Here is a 19,492-nt window from a genome sequence, read left to right on the forward strand (position 1 = left end):
CCTCAAGAAATCAGTTTTTCCAGATCATCGAGGGATAGACGTTTGAGGGCCTCCAGGGATTTAGCCAATTCGTCCTGAACCGGTGATAAATCGACGCGCAACGCTTCGATGCGGGTGCAGAACGCTTGCAGGGTGTCGGCTTCGAACAGTTCCTTGAGCGGCACCTTGTCACCCAGGCGTTCCTTGATCCGGGTCACCACCAGCGTCGCCAGCAACGAATGCCCGCCCAACTGGAAGAAGTTGTCCGTCAGACCGACGCACTCGACTTCCAGCACCTCTTGCCAGACGGTTGCCACTTCCCATTGCAGATCGGTGTGCGGCGCTTCGTAACGCTGCAGCGTCGGATTGCCGCCCAGCGCCATCAGGGCCTTGCGATCGAGCTTGCCATTGGGGGTCAGCGGCAGCGCGTCGATCACGTGCAGATGGCTTGGCACCATGTGCGCCGGCAAACGATTGGCCAGGGCCGCCCGCAGGCTTTCCGCCAACGATAAATTGCCCGGTTGGCTCGCTACGACGTAGGCATGCAGGTGTTTACCCGCCGCGCCCTCCTGCGCCAGCACCACGGCTTCGCGCACCTCGGGCAGCTCCAGCAATCGGGCTTCGATCTCGCTCAGCTCGATGCGGAAGCCGCGAATCTTCACCTGATGGTCGGCACGACCGATGTACTCAATCGTGTCGTCTGGCCCCTGGCGCACCAGATCGCCGGTGCGATACAGCCGCTCACCATGAGTGGCGAACGGGTCCGGTACGAAGCGTTCCGCAGTCAGGCCGGGACGCAGCAGATAACCTCGGGTCACGCCGGCACCGGCCAGGTACAACTCGGCCGCCAACCCTGCCGGCAACACCTGCAACTGGCTGTCGAGCAGGTAGGCCACGGTGTTGTCCAGCGGCCGCCCAATGTTCGCCCGGCCGTTGGCGGTGCGCAGGGTGAAGGTCGAATAGGTGGTGTCTTCCGACGGCCCGTACAGGTCATAAACCTGCTTGACCGAGGTGCTGGCGTACAGCGTATCGACCAGCGTCTGCTTGAGTGGCTCGCCGGCCAGATTGATGGTGGTGACCGACGCCGGAATCTGCCCGGCCCGTTGCAGCGCGGCAATTGCCGACGGCACGGTATTGATCAGCGTCACGCGCTCACGGGCCGGCAACTCGGACAGCGCCAGGGCGTTGTCCGCCAGCACCATGCAACCGCCGCTGGCCAGGGTGACGAAAATTTCCCACACCGACAGGTCGAAGCAAATCGAAGTCGAGGCCAGCACGCCACGCATCTGCTCATCGCGGTAAACACCCTGCGACCACTGGATCAGCGCCGCGAGGTTAGCGTGGGTGATCGCCACGCCTTTCGGTTTGCCGGTGGAGCCGGAGGTGTAAATCACGTAGGCCAGGTTCTGCATCACGATCCGGCTGACCGGCGCCGTGGACGGATACCCCGCAAGCCATTCGGCGCCCTCTTCGACCAACAGCACTTGCGACGGCAACGCCTCGGGCAACATCGCCTGCAACGTGGCTTCGGTCAGCAACACAGTCGCGCAACTGTCCTCGAGCATGTGCAGCAAGCGCTCTTGCGGATACTCCGGGTCCAGCGGCACGTAGGCACCGCCGGCCTTGAGGATCGCCAGCAGCCCGACCAGCATGTCCGGGGTGCGGCGCATGCACACGCCCACCCGCACTTCCGGCCCGACACCCAGCGCTTGCAGCTTATGCGCCAGTCGATTGGCCCGGGCGTCGAGGCTGCGGTAATCGAGGGTTTGCTCGGCAAACAACACCGCTGCGGCCTGCGGTTGGCGTTGTACCTGCGCGTCAATCCGCTCAACCACGTTGCGCGAATCCAGCGTCGTGATCGCGGCCTTGCCCCAGTCGACAGCCGCTTGACGCGGTGCGCCGTCCAGCAGTTGCAGCGCGCCCAGAGGCTGCGAAGCATCCGCCATGAATTGCATCATCAGGCCTTCGAGCCGGGTGCTCAGGTCGGCGATGGTGGCGTGATCGAAACAGGCCTGGTCGAAGCTCAAGCCCAGGGTCAACTCGCGACCGGTAACCGCCACCAGCGTCAACGGATAGTGGGTCTGCTCCTGACGCGAGAGGGCGGAAAACTCGAGACCGGTGGCAGAGCCTTGGGCCAGCGCTTCGGCCATCGGGTAGTTCTCGAACACCAGAATACTGTCGAACAGCGCGCCCGCGCCCTGCCCCGCCCAGCGCTGAATATCGTAGAGCGGCGTGCTCTCATGTTCGCGCAGGGCCAGGTTGAGGCTCTGCACCTGTTGAATCCATTGGCCGACCGGGATCTCGGCGGACGGCGCAGCCACCACCGGCAAGGTATTGATGAACAGGCCGATCTGCTGCTCGACGCCGGGCAAGTCCGTCGGACGACCTGCCACAGTCGCACCGAAAGCCACCGTGTCCTGGCCGGTATAGCGCTGCAACAGCACCAGCCACGCGGCTTGCATCAGGCTATTGAGGGTGAGCTTCTGCTCGCGGGCGAAGCGGTTCAGGTCGCCGGTCTGCTGTTCGCTGAACACATGCTGGTAGTCGGCATAACCGCTGGCCAACGTCTGACTGACCGGCATGGCGCTGGCCAGGCGGGTCGGCTCCTGAAGGTCAGCCAATGCCGACGTCCAGAACTCGCGACTGGCCTGAGTATCGCGCTGGCCCAGCCACTCAATGTAATCACGATAACGACCCGGAGCCGCCGCCGGGGTCATGCCGGCATAGCGTTGCAACACCTCGCCGAACAACTGCGAGGTGCTCCAGCCGTCCATGAGAATGTGATGACTGGTGTAGATCAAGTGATGCTGCGCTTCAGCGGTTCGCACCAGCAACACGCGCAACAGCGGCGCGTGGTCCAGTTTGAAACCGGCGGCCAGATCCTCTCGGGCCAACTGATCGAGCGCTGCGTGAAGGTCATCACGACCGCGCCAGTCCTGCACGGTCAGGGGCATCTGCACCGTCTGCCTTACAATCTGCACCGGCGCGTCGGCATCCTCGGGCCAGACGAATACCGTGCGCAGAATCTCATGGGTCTCCAGCGTCTGCTGCCAGGCCTGACGGAAACGCTCGGCGTTGAGCTGCCGTACATCGACCCGCAACTGGTTGGTGTAGGCCGGGCCGTCCGGTTCGTTGAGGCTGTGGAACAGGATGCCCTGCTGCATCGGCGACAACGGATAGAGATCGCTGATCTCCCGTGCCGGCACCGGCAGCGCCGACAGTTGCGCCTGAGTCAGGCTCAGCAGATTGAAGTCTGACGGCGTGACTCCGGCATGCTCACCGACGGTGCAATGTTCGATCAGCCGTTCCAGCTCATGGCAATAAGCGTCGGCCAGCGCCTGAATGGTTTGCGGACGGTACATGCCCTGGCCGAACGTCCAGCTCAATTCCAGCTCGCCGCCGTAGACCTGGCCATCGACGCTCAGCCAGTTGCCCAAGGGCGCATCGTCATCCTGATGGTCACCGGTGCTGTCGGCAGTCGGCACCAACAGCGCGCCGTCAGCGGCACTGAACGCACCGTCGAACTGGCCGAGGTAGTTGAAGGTGATGCGTGGCGGCGGCAGTTCACGCAGCGGTTCGAAGCCTGAAAGATAACGCAGCACGCCATAGCCGATGCCTTTGCCCGGCACCGCTCGCAGTTGTTCCTTGATCGCGCACAGCGAAATGCCCGGCTCTGCCTGTGGGGTCAGACGCACCGGAAACAGACTGCTGAACCAGCCAACGGTGCGACTCAAATCGAGGTTGTCGAACAGGTCTTCGCGGCCGTGGCCTTCGAGCTGGATCAGCACCGAGGCCTGTTGACTCCAGTCACACAGCACCCGCGCCAGGGCCGTCAGCAGCAGATCGTTGATCTGGGTGCGATAGGCGGCCGGTGCCACTTTGAGCAGCGCGTGGGTCAGTGTCTTGTTCAGGCGTGAAGTGGCCCGAGCGGCTTGGCGACAAGTCTGGACGGTCTCGGGGAAGTCCCTCGGCAAGTCGCTGTTATCGCCCTCCAGCGTGCGCTGCCAGTAATCGCGCTCAGCCTTCAAGGCATCGCTTTGCCCGTAACGGTGCAGGTGTTGCGCCCAGGCCTGGAGCGAACTGCTTTTGCCCGGCAGGACAATCGCCTTGCCAGCCGCCAACGCGGTATAGGCTTGCTGCAAATCTTCCAGCAGCACCCGCCAGGACACGCCATCCACCACCAGGTGATGGATCACCAGCAGCAAACGTTGTGTTGCGTCAGGCAGGTTCACCAGCACCGCGCGCACCAGCCGGCCCTGTTGTAAGTCGAGACTGCGCTGGGCCTGGGTGGCCAGCGCTGGCAAATCGGCAAGGTCGTCCAGTGCCCGCACCCACAACAGGTCCGTGTGGCGCTGCGTCTGGAATGTCGCCTGCCAAGTCTCGCCCGATGCCTGGAAACTCAGGTTCAGCGCATCATGCTGCTCGATCAGGGCGGCCAATGCGTTGCTGAGAGGGGTCGCGTCGAGGGGGATTTGCGGCTGCAGCATCACCGACTGGTTCCAGTGATGACGCTGGGGAATGTCGGTCTGGAAGAAGCGTGCCTGGATCGGCAACAACGGCAGATCGCCGCTGATCTTTTGCGCGACGCTGGCCGCCGGTTTGCTCTCGATCAGTTTGGCCACCGCCGCCAACTGGCCGATGGTCTGCTTCTCGAACAGTTGCTTGGGGCTCAGCTTGATGCCCTGGCGTTTGGCTCGAGCGATGATTTGCAAACTGAGAATCGAGTCGCCGCCCAGCTCGAAGAAGTTGTCGGTGCTGCCCACTTGCTCAAGCTTCAGGACATCGGCCCAGATGGCGGCAAGCTTCTGTTCGATCTCGCCCACCGGGGCAACAAATTGCTGCATGACCAGCCCCGGCGCCGGCAAGGCACGCTTGTCCAGTTTGCCGTTGGCGGTCAGCGGCAGGCGCTCCAGCACCACGATCTGCGCCGGCACCATGTACTCCGGCAGGCAGGCCTGTAACTGCTGGCGCAAGGCGTCGACATTCAACGGCAAGTCAGGTGCGGCCACGCAGTACGCCACCAGTTGCAGGCGCGTTTCATCCCCGTCCAGCGGCAAGGCCAACACTGCGGCCTCGCTTACACCGTTCAGGCCCAGCAGTACCCGGGCGACTTCCGCCGGTTCCACTCGATAGCCGCGCACCTTGACCTGATCGTCGGCACGTCCGATGAACTCCAGCGCGCCCTGGCGATTGCGGCGCACCCGGTCACCGCTGCGGTACACCCGCGCGCCGGCGGCACCAAACGGATCCGGCAGGAAGCGTTCGGCGGTCAGCCCCGGTTGCCCCAGGTAACCCAGCGCCACACTCTCACCACCGATATACAGCTCGCCCGCCACCTGATCGGCGACCGCGTTGAGCACATCGTCCAACACGTAGACATGCGCACCCGACAACGGACGGCCGACCGGCACGCTGCGGGCACCCGAGTCGAGATCCTTGAGCTCATGGGTCAACACACCGACCGTGGTTTCGCTCGGGCCATAGTGGTTGATGAACCGGCAGCCCGGCTTGAGTCGCCGCACCTGTTCGAGCAATGCCGGCGAGCAGGCTTCGCCACCGACGATCAGTGCGTGTTGCGGTAGTACATCGGCGGCCCGGGAGGCCTGCATCAACGCCGCCAAATGCCCCGGCACGATTTTCAGCACGCCCACTTGGTGCTCAGCCATGTAATCGGCAAACCGGTCCGGGTCGAAGCCCAGCTCTTCGGGCAATACATGCAACAAGCGACCGGAACACAAGGCGCCGAACAGCACGGTAAATCCAAGATCCGCCGCAATGGTCGAGACCAGCGCCATGCTCGCGGCTGGCTCCAGCGCCAGACGCTCCAGCGCACCGCGCACGTAACTGGCCAGAGCGCCGTGGCTCACCAGCACGCCTTTGGGTTGGCCGGTGGAGCCGGAGGTGTGAATCACATAGGCCGCTGCATCCGCCGACACTATCAGCGAAGGCTTCGTCGTCGGTTGGTCCTGCCAGCATTCGGGGGCGAAGGCCAGCCCCTGGCAACCGGCGACCGCCAGAGTGCTTTCCCGCGCGTCGCCAGCGGCACACAGCAGGACTTTCGCCTGCGCGCCTGCGAGCATCTGCTGCAATCGTGTGGCCGGGGCCTTGACGTCCAGCGGCATGTACACCGCCCCGGCCTTGAATATTCCCAGCACACAAGTCAGCCATTCCAGTGAGCGCTCCATCAGCACCGCCACGGGTTGCCCGTTTTGCACGCCTTGCGCACGCAGGTAGTGGGCCAGGCGATTGGCGTCCTGATCCAGCGCCTGGAAACTCAATGTCCGTTCAAGGCAGCGTGCGGCCAGCGCTTCAGGCTGTACGGTCACCTGACGATCCCATTGCTGCAACACCGATTCTGCCGACTGCCGTGGCGTCAGCGCCGGTGGTACTGGCGTGGCGGCAAGACTGTGCAGCGGCGCCTGCGGGGCGCTCAGCAACTCGCGGAACAGGCCGAGCAGCGTCGGAATGAACCCCTCGATGGTCGAGTGCTGGTACAGGTCGCTGGCGTAAGTCATTTGCCCGTGGATCAGCGTGCCGTCATCAGTGATGTCCAGCGCCAGATCGAAGTGCGTGCCTTGTTTGTCCAGTGGATACTCGGTAACGCTCAGGCCCGGCAGGTTCATCGAACGCTGGGTCTGCATGCCGACGTTCTGGTTGAACTTGGCCTGGAACAACGGGTTATGCCCCAGGGTTCGCTCGGGCACCAGTTCATCCACCAGTTGCTCGAACGGCAGCTCCTGATGGGCCTGGGCACCGAACGATGCTTCCCGAACCCGAGCCAGCAAATCGTCGAAGCTGCCGCGCTCATCGACCTGGCAACGCAACACCTGGGTATTGACGAAGAAGCCGATCAGCCCTTCGACCTCGGAGCGCCCGCGGTTGGCATTGGGCACGCCGACGCGAATATCGCGCTGGCCACCAAGTCGCGACAGAAACAGCGAAAACCCGGCCAGCACCAGCATGAACAAGCTAATGCCCTGAGCCCGGGCAAAGCCATTCAACTGCCGGGACAGATCCGCACCGAAATCAAAGCTCAGGGTCTGGCCTTCGAAACTCTGGGTCAGCGGCCGGGGGAAATCCGCCGCCACGTCCAACAGCGGATGTTCATCACCCAGTTGCTGACGCCAGTAATCGAGTTGCCGCTCGCCCTCGCCGGCCTCCAGCCAGCGACGCTGCCAGATCGCGTAGTCGGCGTACTGCAACGGCAACGCCGGCAACTGCGGTTCGCGCTCCAGGCTGAAGGCCTGATAACACTGCACGAATTCCTTGACCATGACGTCCATCGACCAGCCATCGGAGACGATGTGGTGCATGCTCACGATCAGCACATATTCATCGTCGGCCAGACAGAACAGACTGGCCCGCAGCAATGGCCCATGGAGCAAGTCGAACGGTTGCGCGGCTGCTTCCTGAACCTGCCGCGCCAGCTCGGTTTCACGTTCTTGCACGACGCCGTTCGACAGATCGACGCGTTGCAGTGGCACGCTCTGCTGGTCGAGGATGATCTGGCTCGGCTGGTCGTTGTCGGTCTGGAACACCGTGCGCAACACTTCATGGCGCGCCACCAGATGATCGAAGGAACGCAACAGCGCGGCCTCGTTCAGCTGCCCGTGCAAGCGCAGGCCGGCGGCCATGTTGTACGCGGCGCTCTGCGGGTCGAGCTGCCAGAGAAACAGCAGACGTTGCTGGGCAAACGACAGCGGGATCACCGCGCAGTCGTGACGACTGACCGGCAGCGGCAGCAGGCTGAAGTCCTTGCCCTCCTCGTGCAGTTTGGCGAGAAACAGTCGACGTTGCTCCAGCGGCAAACCGACGAACCTTTTAGCGATACGCTCCGCCATATTGCCGCTCATACTTCAACTCCCTCCAAAGAACTCATGAACTGATCCATGTCGGACCAGTCGTTATCGCTTGCACCGCCGGCCAGCGCGGCCAGCTCCAGGGCCAGATCGCCCAGCAGCGGTGTCTCGAACAGGCTGCGCAACGGCAGCACCACGCCCAACTGGCTTTTGATCCGCGCGATCACTTGCGCGGCCAGCAACGAATGCCCGCCCAACTCGAAGAAATGGTCATCCATACCGACCCGTGGCACTTGCAGCACCTCGATCCAGATCTGCGCCAGCGCCTGTTCGGTGTCGGTTTGCGGTGCGCGATAAACGCTCTGCAATTGGCTCGGATCGGGGACCGGCAGGGCCTTGCGGTCGAGTTTGCCGCTGGGGGTCAGGGGCAGGCGCGGCAACAGCAGCAAGTGGCCGGGCACCATGTAGTCCGGCAGGTTCTTCTGCAGCGAGGTCCTGATTTGCTGACGCAGAATCACCTGCTCCGCCGCGCTGCCGAGCACGCTCTGATCGACCACCAGATACGCCACCAGTTGCGCGCCACCAGTCAGGGACAATGCCAGCACCACGGCCTCACGAATCCCCGGGCATTGCTGCAACCGCGACTCGATTTCCCCCAACTCAATGCGGAACCCGCGAATTTTCACTTGGTGATCGACGCGGCCGATGTATTCCACCGCGCCGTCGTTCCGCAGTCGGGCACGGTCGCCGGTGCGGTACAGGCGCTCGCCGACCGCGAACGGATCGGCGATAAACCGTTGGGCGCTGAGCGTCGGCTGTCGGTGATAACCGCGGGCCAGGCCCGGCCCGCCGATGTACAACTCGCCCACCGCTCCTTGTGGCAGCAGATTCAAATCGTCGTCGAGCACGTACAGCCGGCGGTGCTCCAGACCGTGACCGATCGGAATGCCGCGCCACGACACCGCTTCGGCGGTCAATGCGCTGCAATCGTGGATAGTCGAAACCACCGTCGCCTCGGTCGGGCCATAAGTGTTGAGCAAACGCACATGACCCAACCCGGCGCGTTGCCACAGGCGCAGTCCGTCCACCGCCATCGCCTCGCCGCCCACGTGAATCTGGCGCAAGGCGCCGAAGTGGACAGGCGGGTTGGCCGCGTAATCCTGCACCACCGCATACCAGTAAGCGGCCGGCAAATCCGCCAGGGTAATGCCCTGTTCGACGATCACCTGATGCAGGGTCGCACTGTCCCACAGGCCCGCATCGCGCAGGACGACACAGGCGCCATGGCACAGCGGCGGGAAGAATTGCTCAACGAAACCGTCAAAACTGCTGGTGGCGAATTGCAGTACGCGATCACCTTCGCGCAAATCGCTGTAGTCGATCGCCCGCGCGATGAATTCACTCAGCGCACCGTGACTGACGGCCACGCCCTTGGGCCGGCCGGTGGAGCCGGAGGTGTAAATCACGTACGCGAGGTTCTGCGGATCCACCGTCACTTGCAGGTTGTCTTGATTCGCAGCGGCGCTGTCCGGTAGCTGGTCCAGACACAGGCAATCGATGCCATCGAGCGCCGGCAAACTGCTCAGCAGCGGGCTCTCGGTGAGCAACAGTTTCAGTCCACTGTCATCGAGCACATGGCGCAAGCGTTCGGCCGGGGTGTGCGGGTCCAGCGGCACATAGGCGCCACCGGCCTTGAGCACGGCCAGCAACGCCACCGCCAGTTCCCGCGATCGCCCCAACGCCACACCGACCAGCACATCGGGGCCGACGCCCTTGGCGCGCAACTGATGGGCCAGACGATTGCTGCGAGCATTCAGTTCGGCATAGCTGAGTGAGGGCGACTGATCGCCAACGAGGATCACGGCGCGGGCCTCGGGAGTGCGCGTCGCCTGGGCCTCGAACAGCTGCGGCATGCCGGGCAGCAGCGCCGGGATGGCGACAGGTTGAATCAAGCGCTCGCGCTCATCCGTGCCAAGCATCGACACCTCGCCCAACGGCTGTTGCGGATCACGGCAGACCGACACCAGCACGTTGTGCCAATGCTCGGCCAACGCGGCGATGGTTTGTGCATCGAAGAGGTCGGTGGCGTAGGTGAACGCGGCAAACAGTTGCTCGCCCTCCTCCCGGGTGTCGAGCATCAGGTCGCTGGTAGCCGCATGCTGACGCCCGCTGCCGACGATTTGCTGCTCGCTCAGATAGCCGACCTGCAAACCGCAATCGAGGCGCACGTCCTGCAGATCGGTCACCAGCGGCTGGTGGTTGAACATCACCTGAAACAACGGATTGTGGCTCTGGCTGCGGGCCGGTTGCAGGGCTTCGATCAACGCGTCGAATGGCAGCTCTTGATGGGCCTGGGCGCCAAGCGCCGCCTGACGCAGGCCCTGCAAAAGGTCGCTGAAGCGGGTCTGCGGGGTGACCTCGCTGCGCAGGATCTGGGTATTGACGAAGAAGCCGATCAAGCCTTCGGTTTCGCTGCGGGTGCGGTTGGCGATCAAGCCGCCGACGCGAATGTCGGTCTGGCCGCTGTAGCGGTGCAGCAAGGTCTTGAAGGCGGCCAGCAGCACCACGAACAGCGTCACGCCCTGGCGCTGGGCGAGGGTTTTCAGCGCCTGGCGCAGGGCCCCATCGATGACTTTCTCCAGGCGCGCGCCCTGGTGGCTGGACTGGGCCGGATAGGCACGGTCGGTGGGCAATTCGAGGATCGGAGGCTCTTCACCCAACTGCGTGTCGCCCAACTGCGTGCGCCAGTAATCGAGTTGGCGCTCGCACTCCCCGGCTTCCAGCCAGCTGCGCTGCCACAAGGCATAGTCGCGGTAGTGCACGGTCAGTGCCGGCAAGGTCGGTTGCCGCCCCGCCACCAACCCGTCGTAGGTGCGCATGAACTCGTCGATCAGAATGTTCATCGACCAGCCATCGGCAATGATGTGGTGCAACGTCAGCAACAGCACGTGTTCCTGTTCGGCCAGGCGCAACAGGCGAAGGCTCAGCAACGGCCCCTGTTGCAAATCGAAGGCCTGAGTGGCTTCGGCCATCATGTGCTGTTGCGCCTGCGGCCAGCGCCGTTCCTCAGGCAAGGCACTCAGGTCGTTGATCGCCAGCGTCAGGTCATGGGGTTCGGCCACTCGCTGGAACGCACGTTCGCCCTCCTGGCCGAAGGTGGTGCGCAGGCACTCATGACGCGCGACAAGCAGGCTGAACGCGCGCTCCAGCGTCTCGGTTTGCAGCGCGCCGCTCAGGCGCACCGCCATCGGCAGGTTGTAGGCCGCGCTCTGCGGATCCAGCTGCCAGAGAAACCACATCCGCTGCTGGGCATAGGACAGGCCGTCACGCTCATCGACCCCGACACAGGAGGTCATGGGAAGCTGCGCAAAATCGATGCCTTCGCGGGCCATGCCGGCCAGAAACAAGCGACGCTTGTCCTGTGGCAGTTCGATAAAACGGCGGGCGAGTTTCTGTGCGTCTGCGGCATTCATGCATGGGGTCCTTGCTGATCGGCGGCGTGACCAGGAGGCCCGGTCGTATCAACAAGAACGAATGGCTGGCGCGATGATTTAGCGGTACAGACAAACGCGGCCAGTCAGTTGAGGTGCAGAACCTGTGGGAGCGGCGGTGCGGCGATCCGACTTGCTCGCGAAGAGGGCGTGTCAGTCGACATTAATGTTGCCGGGCACACCGCTTTCGCGAGCAAGCCCGCTCCCACAGGTTCCGCACCAGGCATTAGACCGAGCAGTGGACAGCGCAACAAAAACGCCGAAGCCGGTGCAAGACCGGCTTCGGCGATTGGCGCGTCAGGGGCAAATCAGATCAACGCAATCCTGGGAATGCCCTTCGGCCATCGCGACAATCACCTTGCGCTTGCCTTCGAAGGGCGCGCGGGCGTGGGCCGAGAGCATGTTGTCGAGCATCAGCACATCACCCTCCTGCCAAGGAAAACTGATGGCGCAGTCATCAAGCACCGCACGAATCTCACTGAGCACTTCATCCTCGATGGGCGAGCCATCGCCGTAGTAGACGTTACGCGGCAGGTCTTCCTCGTCGACGATATCCAGCAAGGTTTCACGCACCTCCGGCTGCAGGTTGGAAATGTGGAACAGGTGAGCCTGATTGAACCAGACCATGTCACCGGTCACCGGATGACGCGCCACCGCCTGACAGGTCTGGCGGGTGCGCAATTCTCCGTCGTCCTTCCACTCACAAATGATGCCGTGGGCCTTGCAGTAGGCCTCGGCCACGTCGCGGTCTTCGGTGTTGAACACTTGCTCCCAAGCCACGTCCAGCCCGTTGCCGAAATTGCGCACGTACATCAGGCCTTTGTTGACGAAGCGCTCGCGGATCGCGACAGGCATGCGGCGATAGACTTCCCGGCTGTCGGCAATCGGCGTTTCACCGCCCGAGGTGGCGGCGATCATGCTGTAGAACCAGATTTTCATCGGCCAGTCCCGGGAATAGGCCTGCTCGTTGTGCAGCGGAATGCTCTGATGCGCCGGGTATTCGGTTGAGGTGTAGACCCCCTGGGTGACGTTGGTGCGCGGCGTCGAACCGAACTCGTAATTGAGCAGCGGATGGCCGAAGCCGGCGGCGAATTGGCGGAACTGCTCGGCGCCGTCCAGCTGGAACCCGCGAAACAGAATGCCGCCGTCACGCAACAAATGCTCATCCACCAGTTCATTCAATTCATCGAACACCGCCAACAGGCTGGTATTCGGCTCGGTCGCTTCCACCAACAGCGGCAAGCGACCCCGCACCGGCAACAACGGCCGAACGGCAAAACCCACAGCAACACCCATGACGGGCCTCCTGTTAACACTCGATAAAGTGAACCGCGCGCGCTAAAAAACCGACGCGGCCAGCTGCGCATGACGTCGGTGATGGACTTCCAGATGATTCTTGATAATCCGCAGCACCTTGGCTTCATGCTCATGAATGAAGAAATGCCCGCCGGTCATCATGTCCACCGAGAAACTGCCTTGGGTTTCCTGGCTCCAGCCGATCAATTGCTCGGTGGTGGCCTTGTCTTCTTTGCCGCCGAGCACGTGCACCGGGCATTTGAGCAACGGGCGTTGCATCGGACGGAAGCGCCCGCAGAGCATGAAATCGGCGCGCAGGATCGGCAGCGTCAGGCTCATCAACTCCTGATTGGCCAACACTTCCTCGCTGGTGCCCTGGAAGGTGCGCAGCTGCTCGATCAACTGTTCGTCGCTCTGCGGTTCGGCGAAGCCACGGTCATAGTCACTGCGCATCGTCGGGGCCGCCGTGCCGGAAGCAAACAGCGCCACCGGTTCTGGAGCACCGAGGGCACGAAAGGCGTGGGCCATCTCGCAGGCCAGCAACGCCCCCAGGCTGTGGCCGAACAGGGCGTAAGGGCCGTGCAAGGATGGCTTGTGTTCCCTGGCCAATTGCAGGGCCAGGGCGCGCATGTCGGTCTGCAAGGGTTCGTCGTAACGGGCGCCCCGCCCCGGCAACTCCACCGGCTGCAAGTGCAGCCACGGCGGCAACTGGCGCCGCCAGCGGCTATAGACCATGGCGCTGGCGCCCGAATAGGGCAGGCACAGCAGTGTCAGCTTTGTCACCGCACTTACCTCGATTGGTTATCTGTTTAGGAGAACGGATGAGGTGTGGCGAGAATTAGTCTGTGGGATGGATCTGTGGGAGCGACGGTTTGCCGGCAAATGAACTCTCTGTGGCTTAAACCGGTCAGCTAGTTAGACCCTCAGTCCCCGGAGCACTGCGGCAATGGCTGATCATCCCGAACGACAAAGCGCCATCGACGCCCACGGCATCATTGGCGACATGCGCAGCGCCGCGCTGGTCAACGACAAGGGCAGCGTGGACTTTTTCTGCTGGCCGGAATTCGACAGTCCATCGATTTTCTGCGCGCTGCTGGACAGCCCCGAAGCCGGCATCTTTCAACTGGCCCCGGACCTGCCCGACGCTCGCCGCGAGCAGATTTACCTGCCCGATACCAACGTCCTGCAAACCCGCTGGCTCAGCGATCACGCGGTGGTCGAAGTCACCGACCTGCTGCCCATCGGCGACAGCGAAGATGATTTACCGATGCTGATGCGTCGGGTGCGAGTAGTCAGCGGACAAGCGACGATCCACATGCGCTGCGCCGTGCGTCATGACTATGCCCGGGCTCACACCAAGGCCCGCGCACGTGATCGGAGTGTGTATTTCGAGGCCACCGGCCAGCCAGCCATGCAGCTGTGTTCGAATCAATCCTTACGCATCGAGGGCCATGCGGCCGTCGCCGAATTCATCCTCGAACAGGACCAGAGCGCCGAGTTTCTGCTCGGCGGCGTTGACGATGCGCGCTTCAAGGAAGGTACCGCCGCGCTGTGCCTGGAGCGCACCCTGAAGTTCTGGCGCGACTGGATCGGCCAGTCCAATTATCGCGGTCGCTGGCGAGAAATGGTCAATCGCTCGGCCCTGGCCTTGAAGCTACTGACCTCGCGCAAGCACGGCGCCATCCTCGCCGCCGCTACCTTCGGCCTGCCGGAAACGCCCGGCGGCGAACGCAACTGGGACTACCGCTACACCTGGATCCGCGACGCCTCGTTCACCGTCTATGCCTTCATGCGCCTGGGCTTCGTCGAGGAAGCCAACGCCTACACGCGCTGGTTGCGCGGTCGGGTCAGGGATTGTCACGGCAAGACCATGAAACTCAACATCCTCTACGCCATCGACGGCCGCCAGGAACTGCCGGAGGTCGAACTTCCACACTTGGCCGGTCATGGCGGCGCGACACCGGTACGCATCGGTAATCAGGCCTACGATCAAATCCAGCTCGACATCTTCGGCGAGCTGCTGGACGCGGTGTACTTGGTCAACAAGCACGGTGAAGCAATTTCCCATGAAGGCTGGAAACACACCGTGGAAGTGGTCGATCAGGTCTGCGAAACCTGGCAGCAAAAAGACGTTGGCATCTGGGAAATGCGCGGCGAGCCGTATCATTTCCTGCACTCGCGACTGATGTGCTGGGTGGCCGTGGACCGGGCCATCCGGCTGGCCTCCAAACGCTCGCTGCCCGCCCCGTTCGCCCGCTGGGACCAGACCCGTCAAGCGATCTACACCGACATCTGGAGCAATTTCTGGAACGAAGAACGCGGGCATTTCGTCCAGCACATCGGCGGCACCGGCCTCGACGGCTCGATGCTATTGATGCCGCTGGTGCGCTTCGTCAGCGCCAAGGATCCGCGCTGGATCGCGACCCTCGAAGCCATCGAGAAAACCCTGGTGCGCGCCGGCATGGTCTACCGCTACCGCAACGACGACAACCAGATCGACGGCCTGCCCGGCACCGAAGGCGCCTTCGCCGCGTGCTCGTTCTGGTACGTCGAATGCCTGGCCCGGGCCGGCCAAGTGGAAAAGGCGCATCTGGAGTTCGAGCAATTGCTGAAGTACGCCAACCCGCTGGGGCTGTATGCCGAAGAGTTCGACAGCCATGCCCGGCATCTGGGCAACACACCGCAAGCGCTGACGCACCTGGCACTGATCAGCGCGGCGAGTTTCCTGGATCGGAAATTGAGCGGAGAGAAAAACTTTTGGCAGCCTTGAAGACCGAGTCGGCTTCTTCGCTACTACAGATGTACACCGTTCAACTGTGGGAGCGGGCTTGCTCGCGAAGGCGATTTCACATTCAACATTGATGTCGCCTGACACACCGCTTTCGCGAGCAAGCCCGCTCCCACAGGGGATCAGCTGTGTGGCGCAGGCTTCGGCACGTCGACGTTATCCAGCACCCGATTCACCGCCAGCTCGGCCAGCATGATGACCTGCTGAATCGCCAGGAGCGTGTGCCGCTGCGGAGCATCGACATAGGCGGCAATGTCGCTGGTCATGACGCTGGCTGAGGCCAGTGATTCGCAAACATGGGCCAGCAGACTTTCGTTATCCATATCCGGTGCAACCAGAAACATTTTGCTTGGCTTGCGGCCTTCGGTTTTTTTCGGGGTGGGTTTGAGGTAGTGGTCGAGCGCGCGTTCAGCGGCGTCGTGGAGTTTTTTCGAATCGAGGGATTCGTAGGGGGAAACGTTGTCGGTTTCTGGGGGATTGGGACTGTCTTTTATCATGGTGTAACTCCTGACATTCATGAAGCTCACCGCCGTCGTGACCAAACGATGGGTGGTGGGCGGTACGCAGGTTGGTCAACCGGGAAGTCAGGCACCCGGCGCACTCGAAAGTGCCCCGCGCACAGCCCACCGCGAAGCATACCGACAAGCGCACGAAAAAGCGCCGACATGCTCACGTTGGCGCTTGCACGCCTGACATTGCACGGGTGACCAAACCCGGTCGCTGAATTGGCAGCGACCCGGAAAGACTATCGGCTCCCTTTCCTAACCTACAACCGCCAAAACTCGTCGGAAATATCCACTTTTACGACACTTTTTGTAGGATCGAGACTTACCCGCGATGAACTTAAACACACTCCGCCTGACAGAGCTGACCTTCTGTGGCGAGGGAGCTTGCTCCCGTTGGGGCACGCAGCGGCCCTGAAATCTGCAACCCAATTCCTCCAGAAGCACCGCATTTGCTGGCTTTGCGGCCGCTGCGCAGCCGAACGGGGGCAAGCCCCCTCGCCACAGAACCAGGTAGGCCAAACCTACAATCACTAAACAAAACCAGCCCAATCAACACGCGGTAACGCATTCCTACATCTGGAAATACCTTGTTGCCAGCGCTTACATCCATCCCTACCATCCACGTCAACGGGCACAGCGGAGCTGTCCAACAAAACCCGAATTCAAGGAACCAGAATGACCCAGCGTATCCATCGCAGCATCGACACCCCACTCCGATCAGGCCTGAACCGGGATGAACTGTGGGAAGGCCACGACAAAGGCCTGATCAAATGCTGGGAAATCGGCCGCCAACGCGCCGCCCGCTTCCCCGACCTCGCGCGACAATGCCTCACTGGTGAACTTCCGGTGCTAGGCTGGAAAGGTGGCGTCAGCCGCAGCCTGAAAAAACTCGAAAAATACGGATCCCTCAAATACCTCGCCCAATGGCAGGGGTTGCGCGGGGAAGATCTGGATATTGATTTGAACGCAGAACGGGCGTTGACCTGTTCCAGAACCAAAATGGTCGTGACGTTTACGCCGGATCGGTCGAAGTATTTCAATCAGGTGGCGGACGTGGAGGCTTAAGGAGAAAGACGCATGGTGGACCTGCATCAGGAATTTCAAAACAGCGGTTTCTTCCACGAGGCACGGATTGATCGACGCTCGGCTGACGCACTGGTGGGAATCGCCGCCGGGCTCGCTGCCGACGGTACGATCAACCAGCAGGAAGCCGAGTTTCTAAAGACCTGGATCGAAACCCATTTAAGCCATCTCGGCGATCCGGTGGTGAATATCCTCTACAAACGCCTCGCCGGCATGCTGAGCGACGGCGTGCTTGATGCCGAGGAGTCTGGCGAGCTGTTGGAGATGCTTCACCAGTTTGCAGGCCTGCCGATTGGCTCTGCCCAAACGTTCACTGCGCCGACCAGTCTTCCTCTCGACAACCCGGCGCCCTCTTTAAGTTGGTCTGACCGAGTGTTCCTGTTTACTGGGATCATGGCTTACGGTCCGCGCAAGGAGTGCGAATCACTGATTATTGAACGTGGCGGGCTTATCGGCGGATCCGTCAGCAAGAAGATCCACTATTTAGTGGTAGGCAGCATCGGCAATGATCAATGGCTGCATAGCACCTACGGGACCAAGATCAAAAGAGCTGTCGAACTGAGAGAAAGCGGTGTGCCTATAGCGATCATCAGTGAAGAATATTGGCAAAAGGTGCTGTTCGGATAACGCCGCTACAGCCTCTATGGAGTGTCGAATGAACCATGACGCGCAGATCCAATACGCACTGACACCCAGCCTCAATCTCGCCTACGAGGAACACGGCCCCACCACCGGCGACCCGGTCATCCTGCTCCACGGCTTCCCCTACTCCCCCCGCGCCTACGACGAAATCGCCCCGGCCCTCGCCGCAAAGGGCTACCGCGTGATCGTCCCGTACCTGCGCGGCTACGGCCCGACCCGCTTCAACTCCCCCGACACCCTGCGCTCCGGCCAGCAAGCCGTCCTCGCCCAGGATTTGCTGGACCTGATGGACGCCCTCGCCATCAAACAAGCTGCCCTGTGCGGTTACGACTGGGGCGGTCGGGCGGCGTGCATTGTTGCGGCGCTATGGCCGGAGCGGGTGCGCTGTCTGGTGACCGGGGACGGTTACAACCTTCAGAACATCCCCAACTCCACCCAGCCTCTGGATCCGCAGACCGAACACCGTCTCTGGTACCAGTATTACTTCCATACCCCGCGCGGTGTCGAAGGCTTGACCCAAAACCGCCGGGCACTGTGCGAACTGCTCTGGAAGTTGTGGTCGCCGACCTGGGCCAACAATGCCGCACGTTATCCCTTGAGCGCACCAGCCTTCGATAATCCGGATTTCGTCGAGGTGGTGATTCACTCGTACCGGCACCGCTTCATGTATGCGCCCGGCGATCCGGCGCTGGAACGGATGGAAGAAGCGCTGACCCAGCAACCGGTGATCAGCGTGCCGACAATTTCCCTGTGCGGCGCCGATGACGGCGTGGGCCCCGCTTCTGAAATCGATGAAGACGCCGAGCGCTTTTCCGGCCCTTACCAACGCCGAATACTGGCGGGCGTCGGGCATAACATTGCCGAAGAAGCGCCCGAAGCAACCCTCAAGGCAATACTGGATCTGCTGGAAGGCTGACGGAAAACCGCTCGCGATAGGCTTGCGGCGTCACGCCCATGGCTCGCAGAAAACTGCGGCGCAAGGTCTCTTCACTGCCAAACCCGCATTGCACCGCGACCCGTTTGATCGGTACGCCGGTGTCACTGAGTAGACGTCGCGCGGTCTCGACCCGAATCAGTTCGATGGCCCGCGCCGGAGTCTGGCCGGTGTCGGCGCGGTAGTGACGGACGAAGCTGCGCTCGCTCATGCCGGCCTGCAAGGCCAAGGTCGGGATGCCGAGGTCCTTGGTGAGGTTTTCGCTGATCCAGGCATGAAGTTCGTCGAAGCGGTTGCCTTCCTTTTGGAGGGACAGGGTCACGCTGAACTGCGACTGCCCCCCCGGACGCTTGAGAAACACCACCAGTTGGCGGGCGACGTCCAGGGCCATGGTTCGGCCGAGGTCTTGTTCGACCATCGCCAGGGCCAGGTCGATGCCCGCGGTGACACCGGCCGAGGTCCAGACCGGGCCGTCGTTGATGAAGATCGGGTTGGGTTCGACGTGCAGTTCGGGGTGCTGCTGTGCCAATTGCTCGCAACGGGTCCAGTGCGTGACCACCCGCCTGCCATCGAGCCAACCGCTGGCCGCCAGCAAAAACGCCCCGGTACACACCGACGCCACCCGCCGACACCCGGTCCCATGCTCACGCACCCACGCCACCAACGGCTCGTCTTGCGCCGCCGCGTAAACGCCCCAGCCACCGGCAATGATCAACGTGTCGCTGCCCTGATCCGGCAGCGGCTCTGCCAACAGCGCCAACCCCGCCGACGACATCACCGCCCCGCCGCCGCTGGCAATCACCGACGGCGCATAGGGTTGCGGCAAACCTTGCTGGCGAGCGATGTCGTTGGCCGAGGCGAATACCTGCAACGGCCCGGTGACGTCGAGCAGTTGTACGTTGGCAAAGGCCAGCACATGAATGGTTTTCGGGTTCTTCGACATGTTTGGCGTAATTCGTGGGGTAATTGGCGTA

Annotated in this window: 10 protein-coding genes; 4 read left to right on the forward strand and 6 right to left on the reverse strand. The window is 62.4% G+C overall.

What is annotated here, in order from left to right:
* Nucleotides 1-2 precede the first annotated feature (2 nt).
* The 4 genes from ACIPLA_RS17535 to ACIPLA_RS17550 form a co-directional block, all read right to left on the reverse strand.
* The gene (locus tag ACIPLA_RS17535; protein WP_401174568.1) at nt 3-7,832 is read right to left on the reverse strand and encodes an amino acid adenylation domain-containing protein; all 7,830 of its coding nucleotides are present in this window, start codon (nt 7,830-7,832) and stop codon (nt 3-5) included.
* Nucleotides 7,829-11,251 (reverse strand): amino acid adenylation domain-containing protein, encoded by a 3,423-nt coding sequence (locus tag ACIPLA_RS17540; RefSeq protein WP_401174571.1) that lies wholly within the window; start codon nt 11,249-11,251, stop codon nt 7,829-7,831. The genes ACIPLA_RS17535 and ACIPLA_RS17540 overlap by 4 nt, the downstream gene beginning before the upstream one ends.
* Nucleotides 11,252-11,566: 315 nt before the next feature.
* Complete coding sequence (locus ACIPLA_RS17545) at nt 11,567-12,565, reverse strand: TauD/TfdA family dioxygenase (protein WP_218399040.1); 999 nt, start codon at nt 12,563-12,565, stop codon at nt 11,567-11,569.
* Nucleotides 12,566-12,607: 42 nt separating this feature from the next.
* A complete protein-coding gene (locus ACIPLA_RS17550; protein ID WP_401174575.1) occupies nt 12,608-13,348 on the reverse strand; it encodes a thioesterase II family protein in 741 nt (246 codons plus the stop codon).
* 163 nt (nt 13,349-13,511) lie between these two features.
* On the opposite strand from ACIPLA_RS17550, the gene ACIPLA_RS17555 reads away from it, so the two are divergent.
* Complete coding sequence (locus tag ACIPLA_RS17555; protein ID WP_401174578.1) at nt 13,512-15,335, forward strand: glycoside hydrolase family 15 protein; 1,824 nt, start codon at nt 13,512-13,514, stop codon at nt 15,333-15,335.
* A gap of 140 nt (nt 15,336-15,475) precedes the next feature.
* Here the strand turns inward: ACIPLA_RS17555 and ACIPLA_RS17560 are convergent, their stop codons facing one another.
* Nucleotides 15,476-15,850 (reverse strand): DUF6124 family protein, encoded by a 375-nt coding sequence (locus ACIPLA_RS17560; protein WP_401174581.1) that lies wholly within the window; start codon nt 15,848-15,850, stop codon nt 15,476-15,478.
* A gap of 684 nt (nt 15,851-16,534) precedes the next feature.
* On the opposite strand from ACIPLA_RS17560, the gene ACIPLA_RS17565 reads away from it, so the two are divergent.
* From ACIPLA_RS17565 to ACIPLA_RS17575, 3 genes are read left to right on the forward strand one after another with little or no spacing between them, the layout of a single operon-like run.
* Nucleotides 16,535-16,924, forward strand: a complete 390-nt coding sequence (locus tag ACIPLA_RS17565; protein WP_192343226.1) for a hypothetical protein — start codon at nt 16,535-16,537, stop codon at nt 16,922-16,924.
* 12 nt (nt 16,925-16,936) lie between these two features.
* Nucleotides 16,937-17,569: a BRCT domain-containing protein gene (locus tag ACIPLA_RS17570; RefSeq protein WP_401174584.1), complete on the forward strand. Its 633-nt coding sequence runs from the start codon at nt 16,937-16,939 to the stop codon at nt 17,567-17,569.
* A 28-nt stretch (nt 17,570-17,597) separates the two neighbouring features.
* A complete protein-coding gene (locus ACIPLA_RS17575) occupies nt 17,598-18,500 on the forward strand; it encodes an alpha/beta fold hydrolase (protein ID WP_401174587.1) in 903 nt (300 codons plus the stop codon).
* Here ACIPLA_RS17575 and ACIPLA_RS17580 read toward each other — a convergent pair.
* Nucleotides 18,469-19,461, reverse strand: a complete 993-nt coding sequence (locus ACIPLA_RS17580; RefSeq protein WP_401174590.1) for a GlxA family transcriptional regulator — start codon at nt 19,459-19,461, stop codon at nt 18,469-18,471. The two genes, ACIPLA_RS17575 and ACIPLA_RS17580, sit on opposite strands and share 32 nt — an antisense overlap.
* Between the last annotated feature and the right edge of the window lie 31 nt (nt 19,462-19,492).

Origin of the sequence: Pseudomonas sp. NPDC086112, from assembly GCF_044746425.1 — a bacterium.
In the GTDB taxonomy this organism is placed as follows: Bacteria; Pseudomonadota; Gammaproteobacteria; order Pseudomonadales; family Pseudomonadaceae; genus Aquipseudomonas.

Excerpts from the sequence above, each read along its gene's own strand:
- ACIPLA_RS17535 (WP_401174568.1), bottom strand. The coding sequence starts at position 7,832 with ATGAGCGGCAATATGGCGGAGCGTATCGCTAAAAGGTTCGTCGGTTTG.
- ACIPLA_RS17540 (WP_401174571.1), bottom strand. The coding sequence starts at position 11,251 with ATGAATGCCGCAGACGCACAGAAACTCGCCCGCCGTTTTATCGAACTG.
- ACIPLA_RS17545 (WP_218399040.1), bottom strand. The coding sequence starts at position 12,565 with ATGGGTGTTGCTGTGGGTTTTGCCGTTCGGCCGTTGTTGCCGGTGCGG.
- ACIPLA_RS17555 (WP_401174578.1), top strand. The coding sequence starts at position 13,512 with ATGGCTGATCATCCCGAACGACAAAGCGCCATCGACGCCCACGGCATC.
- ACIPLA_RS17560 (WP_401174581.1), bottom strand. The coding sequence starts at position 15,850 with ATGATAAAAGACAGTCCCAATCCCCCAGAAACCGACAACGTTTCCCCC.
- ACIPLA_RS17565 (WP_192343226.1), top strand. The coding sequence starts at position 16,535 with ATGACCCAGCGTATCCATCGCAGCATCGACACCCCACTCCGATCAGGC.
- ACIPLA_RS17570 (WP_401174584.1), top strand. The coding sequence starts at position 16,937 with ATGGTGGACCTGCATCAGGAATTTCAAAACAGCGGTTTCTTCCACGAG.
- ACIPLA_RS17575 (WP_401174587.1), top strand. The coding sequence starts at position 17,598 with ATGAACCATGACGCGCAGATCCAATACGCACTGACACCCAGCCTCAAT.
- ACIPLA_RS17580 (WP_401174590.1), bottom strand. The coding sequence starts at position 19,461 with ATGTCGAAGAACCCGAAAACCATTCATGTGCTGGCCTTTGCCAACGTA.